This is a genomic window from Cryobacterium sp. TMT4-10, from assembly GCF_004403275.1.
GTDB lineage: Bacteria > Actinomycetota > Actinomycetes > Actinomycetales > Microbacteriaceae > Cryobacterium > Cryobacterium shii.
In genome coordinates this window covers 1-5,780 of the sequence record NZ_SOGU01000060.1, presented here as the reverse complement: position 1 = coordinate 5,780, position 5,780 = coordinate 1, and the positions used below count along the sequence as shown (strand labels likewise).

Genomic DNA, 5,780 nt, shown 5'->3' with positions numbered 1-5,780 from the left:
AAGATGGTAACTCCCTCCGGCTGATGGTCGAGTTGGGTTTAGTGGTTGTTTGAGTTTGCTTTGGCGAACTGGAGATGAGCTGCTGGCCTCGATTTGACACGTTCTTGCCGGGTGGGTAAGTTATACGAGTTGCCCCGAAGCGACAGCCCATTATTGGGCCTGAAGTCGGGTGCGTCCGATCCTTGAGAACTCAACAGCGTGCACAATGTCAAATGCCAAAAACCTCGTGATTTGGATCCGTTTCTAGCGGTGAAGGATCGGGAGATTCCTTTGGAAAACATTTAAACAACAAAGCAAGTCAGTAATGATTTGTTCTGTCAGTTTCAAACTTGTGTCTGGTCCGCCTATTCCGGTGGTCAGTCACACTAGATGTGCCGTTGCCTTCGGGTTTCGTGCAGTCAAACATTTACGGAGAGTTTGATCCTGGCTCAGGACGAACGCTGGCGGCGTGCTTAACACATGCAAGTCGAACGGTGATGAGGAGCTTGCTTCTCTGATCAGTGGCGAACGGGTGAGTAACACGTGAGCAATCTGCCCTTGACTCTGGGATAAGCGTTGGAAACGACGTCTAATACCGGATACGACCCTTGGAGGCATCTCTGGGGGTGGAAAGAATTTTGGTCAAGGATGAGCTCGCGGCCTATCAGCTAGTTGGTGAGGTAATGGCTCACCAAGGCGACGACGGGTAGCCGGCCTGAGAGGGTGACCGGCCACACTGGGACTGAGACACGGCCCAGACTCCTACGGGAGGCAGCAGTGGGGAATATTGCACAATGGGCGAAAGCCTGATGCAGCAACGCCGCGTGAGGGACGACGGCCTTCGGGTTGTAAACCTCTTTTAGTAGGGAAGAAGCGTTAAAGTGACGGTACCTGCAGAAAAAGCACCGGCTAACTACGTGCCAGCAGCCGCGGTAATACGTAGGGTGCAAGCGTTGTCCGGAATTATTGGGCGTAAAGAGCTCGTAGGCGGTTTGTCGCGTCTGCTGTGAAAACCCGAGGCTCAACCTCGGGCCTGCAGTGGGTACGGGCAGACTAGAGTGCGGTAGGGGAGATTGGAATTCCTGGTGTAGCGGTGGAATGCGCAGATATCAGGAGGAACACCAATGGCGAAGGCAGATCTCTGGGCCGTAACTGACGCTGAGGAGCGAAAGCATGGGGAGCGAACAGGATTAGATACCCTGGTAGTCCATGCCGTAAACGTTGGGAACTAGATGTGGGGACCATTCCACGGTCTCCGTGTCGCAGCTAACGCATTAAGTTCCCCGCCTGGGGAGTACGGCCGCAAGGCTAAAACTCAAAGGAATTGACGGGGGCCCGCACAAGCGGCGGAGCATGCGGATTAATTCGATGCAACGCGAAGAACCTTACCAAGGCTTGACATATAGAGGAAACGTCTGGAAACAGTCGCCCCGCAAGGTCTCTATACAGGTGGTGCATGGTTGTCGTCAGCTCGTGTCGTGAGATGTTGGGTTAAGTCCCGCAACGAGCGCAACCCTCGTCCTATGTTGCCAGCACGTAATGGTGGGAACTCATGGGATACTGCCGGGGTCAACTCGGAGGAAGGTGGGGATGACGTCAAATCATCATGCCCCTTATGTCTTGGGCTTCACGCATGCTACAATGGCCGGTACAAAGGGCTGCAATACCGCAAGGTGGAGCGAATCCCAAAAAGCCGGTCTCAGTTCGGATTGGGGTCTGCAACTCGACCCCATGAAGTCGGAGTCGCTAGTAATCGCAGATCAGCAACGCTGCGGTGAATACGTTCCCGGGCCTTGTACACACCGCCCGTCAAGTCATGAAAGTCGGTAACACCCGAAGCCAGTGGCCTAACCCGCAAGGGGAGGAGCTGTCGAAGGTGGGATCGGTGATTAGGACTAAGTCGTAACAAGGTAGCCGTACCGGAAGGTGCGGCTGGATCACCTCCTTTCTAAGGAGCACAGCAGTGCCGTCTGTATACAGCGGAACACCACTGCCAAGCCATTTCGGGAGCACACGTTTCCCGGTGGCGCTCATGGGTGGAACATTGACATTGATGCAGAAGCGAACAGTTTGAACTTGGTACGCTCCGGTGTTGTTTACAGCACGGGAGTTGGAAGGGTTTGGGTTGGGGTTGACTGTATATGCACGCTGTTGGGTCCTGAGGGACCGGAACGATCGGGTTACGGCCTGGTTGGACTTTTCCTCTGGACCTTTTCCTGTTCACATCATTCGTGGGCAGGTGAGGGTACCGCCCGTACTTTGAGAACTACACAGTGGACGCGAGCATCTTAAATTTGACGGACCTCGGTCCGACAGATTACAAAGATCAAAGCACTCGTAAGAGTGTTAGATCATTGGTCAATTTCTGTCGCGAATTTATTCGTGACACCAATCGATTCAAACTCATGTGATTTCAAATTTCTAAGAGCAAACGGTGAATGCCTTGGCATGTAGAGCCGAAGAAGGACGTAGTAATCTGCGATAAGCCTCGGGGAGTTGATAAACGAACTGTGATCCGAGGATTTCCGAATGGGGAAACCCCGCCAGGCCCGTAAGGTGACCTGGTGACTCCCGCCTGAATATATAGGGCGGGTAGAGGGAACGTGGGGAAGTGAAACATCTCAGTACCCACAGGAAGAGAAAACAATAGTGATTCCGTTAGTAGTGGCGAGCGAAACCGGATGAGGCTAAACCGATCATGTGTGATAGCCGGCAGGCGTTGCATGGTCGGGGTTGCGGGACTTTTCTGCTGCTTCTGCCGAACAGTGAGGGTTAGAACGTTGTATAGACGAACAGGATTGAAAGCCTGGTCATAGAGGGTGCGAACCCCGTAGTCGAAATGCAGCAATCGCCCGAAGAGTATCCCAAGTAGCACGGGGCCCGAGAAATCCCGTGTGAATCCGTCAGGACCACCTGATAAGCCTAAATACTCCTACATGACCGATAGTGAACAAGTACCGTGAGGGAAAGGTGAAAAGTACCCCGGGAGGGGAGTGAAATAGTACCTGAAACCGTTTGCTTACAAACCGTTGGAGCCAGTCTGATTCTGGTGACAGCGTGCCTTTTGAAGAATGAGCCTGCGAGTTAGTGATATGTGGCGAGCTTAACCCGAGAGGGGAATGCGTAGCGAAAGCGAGTCTGAATAGGGCGATTCAGTCGCATGTCCTAGACCCGAAGCGAAGTGATCTATCCATGGCCAGGTTGAAGCGACGGTAAGACGTCGTGGAGGACCGAACCCACTTCAGTTGAAAATGGAGGGGATGAGCTGTGGATAGGGGTGAAAGGCCAATCAAACTTCGTGATAGCTGGTTCTCTCCGAAATGCATTTAGGTGCAGCGTTGCGTGTTTCTTGCCGGAGGTAGAGCTACTGGATGGCCGATGGGGCCTAAAAGCTTACTGACGTCAGCCAAACTCCGAATGCCGGTAAGTGAGAGCGCAGCAGTGAGACGGTGGGGGATAAGCTTCATCGTCGAGAGGGAAACAACCCAGACCACCAACTAAGGTCCCAAAGCGCGTGCTAAGTGGGAAAGGATGTGGAGTTGCACAGACAACCAGGAGGTTGGCTTAGAAGCAGCCACCCTTGAAAGAGTGCGTAATAGCTCACTGGTCAAGTGATTCCGCGCCGACAATGTAACGGGGCTCAAGCACGCCACCGAAGTTGTGGCATTGATATTTTTGGTAAGCCGCACACTTGTTGTGTTGGTTCAGCCGTGTTGATGGGTAGGAGAGCGTCGTGTGGCCAGCGAAGCGGCGGTGTAAACCAGCCGTGGAGGCTACACGAGTGAGAATGCAGGCATGAGTAGCGAAAGACGGGTGAGAAACCCGTCCTCCGAAAGATCAAGGTTTCCAGGGCCAGGCTAATCCGCCCTGGGTAAGTCGGGACCTAAGGCGAGGCCGACAGGCGTAGTCGATGGACAACGGGTTTATATTCCCGTACTGGCGAAAAACCGCCCAAGCTAATCCAGTAATGCTAAGTATCTGAATCCCACTGACCAATGCCTTCGGGCGGCGGGGGTGGGCCTAGCGTACGACCCTATGCTGGTGCGGTTAGCGTATTAACAGGTGTGACGCAGGAAGGTAGCTGAGCCGGGCGATGGTTGTCCCGGTCTAAGGATGTAGGCCGAGAGATAGGCAAATCCGTCTCTCATATAAGGCTGAGACCCGATGGGTAGTCCTCACGGACGAAATCAGTGATCCTATGCTGCCAAGAAAAGCATCGACGCGAGGTTTTAGTCACCCGTACCCCAAACCGACTCAGGTGATCAGGTAGAGAATACTAAGGAGATCGAGAGAATCGTGGTTAAGGAACTCGGCAAAATGCCCCCGTAACTTCGGGAGAAGGGGGGCCTGAGGCGTGAAGGGATTTACTCCTGGAGCGTTCGAAGGCCGCAGAGACCAGTGGGAAGCGACTGTTTACTAAAAACACAGGTCCGTGCCAAGTCGCAAGACGATGTATACGGACTGACGCCTGCCCGGTGCTGGAAGGTTAAGAGGAACGGTTAGCCGCAAGGCGAAGCTGAGAATTTAAGCCCCAGTAAACGGCGGTGGTAACTATAACCATCCTAAGGTAGCGAAATTCCTTGTCGGGTAAGTTCCGACCTGCACGAATGGCGTAACGACTTCCCAGCTGTCTCAACCGCGAACTCGGCGAAATTGCATTACGAGTAAAGATGCTCGTTACGCGCAGCAGGACGGAAAGACCCCGTGACCTTTACTACAGCTTGGTATTGGTGTTCGGTGTGGCTTGTGTAGGATAGGTGGGAGACTTTGAAGCTTGGACGCTAGTTCAGGTGGAGTCAACGTTGAAATACCACTCTGGTCATATTGGATATCTAACTTCGAACCGTGATCCGGTTCAGGGACAGTGCCTGGTGGGTAGTTTAACTGGGGCGGTTGCCTCCTAAAAAGTAACGGAGGCGCCCAAAGGTTCCCTCAACCTGGTTGGCAATCAGGTGTCGAGTGTAAGTGCACAAGGGAGCTTGACTGTAAGACTGACAAGTCGAGCAGGGACGAAAGTCGGGACTAGTGATCCGGCAGTGGCTTGTGGAAGCGCTGTCGCTCAACGGATAAAAGGTACCTCGGGGATAACAGGCTGATCTTGCCCAAGAGTCCATATCGACGGCATGGTTTGGCACCTCGATGTCGGCTCGTCGCATCCTGGGGCTGGAGTAGGTCCCAAGGGTTGGGCTGTTCGCCCATTAAAGCGGTACGCGAGCTGGGTTTAGAACGTCGTGAGACAGTTCGGTCCCTATCCGCTGCGCGCGCAGGAAATTTGAGAAGATCTATCCCTAGTACGAGAGGACCGGGATGGACGAACCTCTGGTGTGTCAGTTGTTCCGCCAGGAGCACCGCTGATTAGCTACGTTCGGAACGGATAACCGCTGAAAGCATCTAAGCGGGAAGCCGGCTTCGAGATGAGATTTCCATCCCTTCGGGGGAGAGGCTCGCAGCTAGACTACTGCGTTGATAGGCCGGATGTGGAAGAGGGGACTAAAGACCCTTGGAGCTGACCGGTACTAATAAGCCAATAATTTGATAACACTTCAGTTTGAATAAGCTGCTCTGCGTCCACTATGTGGTTCTCGATGTACGGTCGAGAACAACGCCCTCACCGGCTCATAAACGGGTGAGGGCTCTATAACTGAAAAATATAGAATCGATTCATCGAGAGGTGTTTCGGCGGCTATAGCGAGAGGGAAACGCCCGGTCACATTCCGAACCCGGAAGCTAAGACTCTCTGCGCCGATGGTACTGCAGGGGGGACCCTGTGGGAGAGTAGGACACCGCCGGACTTAACTTGG

The 5,780-nt window shown here is 53.6% G+C and carries 3 rRNA genes; all 3 read left to right on the top strand.

Annotated features, from left to right (window positions below):
- Positions 1 to 405: 405 nt before the first annotated feature.
- Positions 406 to 1,927 (top strand): 16S ribosomal RNA (locus tag E3T42_RS09135).
- 463 nt (positions 1,928 to 2,390) lie between these two features.
- Positions 2,391 to 5,519 (top strand): 23S ribosomal RNA (locus E3T42_RS09130).
- 135 nt (positions 5,520 to 5,654) lie between these two features.
- Positions 5,655 to 5,771 (top strand): 5S ribosomal RNA (gene rrf / locus E3T42_RS09125).
- Together the 16S, 23S and 5S rRNA genes form the textbook arrangement of a ribosomal RNA operon.
- The last annotated feature ends 9 nt before the right edge of the window (positions 5,772 to 5,780 follow it).